The organism is Escherichia albertii NBRC 107761 = DSM 17582 (genome assembly GCF_000759775.1).
Lineage (GTDB): Bacteria > Pseudomonadota > Gammaproteobacteria > Enterobacterales > Enterobacteriaceae > Escherichia > Escherichia albertii.
The window spans coordinates 1-2,260 of record NZ_BBMY01000214.1; the positions used below are offsets into that span (position 1 = coordinate 1).

3 protein-coding genes and 1 pseudogene are annotated in these 2,260 nt (G+C 44.4%); 2 read left to right on the forward strand and 2 right to left on the reverse strand.

Going from position 1 to position 2,260, the window contains the following annotated elements; all coding sequences use genetic code 11:
* On the reverse strand, positions 1-411 hold a 411-nt coding region (gene ygiD / locus EA14781_RS22090; RefSeq protein ID WP_042336355.1), incomplete at its 3' end, for a 4,5-DOPA-extradiol-dioxygenase.
* Positions 412-553: 142 nt separating this feature from the next.
* Between ygiD and zupT the strand changes: the two genes are divergently transcribed.
* A complete protein-coding gene (gene zupT, locus EA14781_RS22095) occupies positions 554-1,327 on the forward strand; it encodes a zinc transporter ZupT (protein WP_002461182.1) in 774 nt (257 codons plus the stop codon).
* Positions 1,328-1,384: 57 nt separating this feature from the next.
* Here the strand turns inward: zupT and EA14781_RS26030 are convergent, their stop codons facing one another.
* The gene (locus EA14781_RS26030; RefSeq protein ID WP_000275976.1) at positions 1,385-1,555 is read right to left on the reverse strand and encodes a hypothetical protein; all 171 of its coding nucleotides are present in this window, start codon (positions 1,553-1,555) and stop codon (positions 1,385-1,387) included.
* Between the two features lie 590 nt (positions 1,556-2,145).
* Between EA14781_RS26030 and EA14781_RS26120 the strand changes: the two are divergent.
* Positions 2,146-2,260: pseudogene (locus EA14781_RS26120) on the forward strand (fimbrial-like protein); the annotation flags it as partial.

Genomic DNA, 2,260 nt, shown 5'->3' on the forward strand with positions numbered 1-2,260 from the left:
CACCCTATCGATACTCAACTGCACCATTGGAATATCTGCTTCTGGATACATCTTAATCAGCACGCCCCAGGAACCGTGATCAAAACCCCAGGCATCTTTATCAAGCGTCACTGGGACAGGAGCTAACAGTTCGACCAGTCGCTGCGCCAGTGCAGGCGATCCGGGAGCAGGGTAATGAGTGTCATAAAGCGCCTGAGGAAAGCCGCCAAAGTCATGAATAGTAGGCGGTGCTTCCATCGCAGTAACCCCCATACCTCGGGTAAACCAGTGCGCGGAAACCACGACAATCGCTTTCGGACGTGGCAATGTCATCCCCAACGTCTGCCAGCTACGGGTATACAGATTATCTTCCAGCACATTCATCGGGCTACCGTGACCTAAAAACAATGCTGGCATACGTATTGAAGACATGATGATATCCTTAACTAAAGGTGTCATTTTGATATCCTCACAATACGCTTGTTCGACGGAGTAAGAACCCGGATAACAATGATGATCATCATCAGTTATTTTGAAGATCTGCCTGAAGGCGAAGGTTTATAAGGAGTTGTCGATGTCAGTACCTCTCACTCTGACCATACTGGCGGGGGCAGCCACATTTATTGGCGCGTTTCTCGGCGTTCTTGGGCAAAAACCCTCGAACAGATTACTGGCGTTTTCGCTGGGGTTTGCGGCAGGAATTATGCTACTCATCTCGTTGATGGAAATGCTCCCCGCCGCATTAGCCGCCGAAGGAATGTCACCGGTATTGGGGTATGGGATGTTTATCTTCGGTCTGCTGGGCTATTTTGGTCTGGACCGTATGTTACCCCATGCCCATCCACAAGATTTAATGCAAAAATCGGTGCAACCGTTGCCAAAATCGATCAAACGCACCGCTATTTTATTGACCCTGGGCATCAGCCTGCATAACTTCCCGGAAGGGATCGCCACCTTTGTGACGGCAAGCAGCAACCTGGAGCTGGGCTTTGGCATCGCTCTGGCCGTCGCATTACACAATATTCCTGAAGGTCTGGCGGTGGCGGGTCCAGTTTACGCGGCAACGGGCTCGAAACGAACGGCGATTCTGTGGGCGGGTATTTCTGGGCTGGCGGAAATTCTCGGCGGCATTCTGGCGTGGTTGATCCTCGGCAGCATGATATCACCAGTCGTTATGGCAGCAATTATGGCGGCAGTCGCCGGAATTATGGTCGCGCTTTCTGTCGACGAATTAATGCCGCTGGCCAAAGAGATCGATCCCAATAATAACCCCAGCTACGGCGTACTGTGCGGGATGTCTGTAATGGGCTTCAGCCTGGTGCTGCTACAAACGGCGGGAATCGGCTGAAAACAACGCCAGATGTTGTCCAGCATATGGACAACATCTGCTGGCTTCACTAAAGTCCTATTTCAATTTTTCTGCTGTCTCTTCTCTCGCACTGTTTAAGTATTTGTTCCGCGCCTCCAGCAGAGCGTCTCTGTCCTGGCGAAACGCCCGACAATAACGTTTCAAATGCAGAAAATATCCCACCACAACCAGAGCAATCAATACAATCCAGCACCAGGAAATATACATCCTTTTAACCTTCTCATTAACATTCCCAACGTTGTGATATTACAAAAAATATCCACGCCATTCGATATATTCATATAACCACAAAATATCCAAAGATGTATATGATTTTGATCATACAATCAAACAAAGCTAAATCTTAGCTACACACCTAATATAATTGAGATATTTATAAAAATATTAACATCAGAATTAATCATGCACGTGGAAATAGAATATATAAAGCAGTTAAAGAATATCATTCTGCGGATTATGGCGGCCTGAATAAACTCGTCTATTTATCGTTCCTGGCTTTTTTGCAAAAAAAAATGAACAGCACAAAAGGTATAGCAAAAATCTTTTTTTGAATATTATATCCAAAAATCAATAATTACAGCGAATAGATTTGCTTAACAGCACCACAAAATGATGTTTTTACGAGCAAATTTATTCACCAACAATATTTTTTAAGTTTCCCTAAAAATTAAATTTAGTAAATATAACAAGCTGAAAATCATTTCAGCATGTTATGTTTGTAAACAGGGAAACATAGACACAAAATATATGTTATCCCATGCATACTTACAATATTTAATTTAGCAAAGGTTATATTCATGTCTAAAAAAATGCTCCTGTCTGTTGTTGCAACTGCACTATTATCAGGCGTTGCTTTTAATGTACTGGCAGACGACCCTAATCAGGGCTCCGGTAAAATCACTTTCAAGGGTG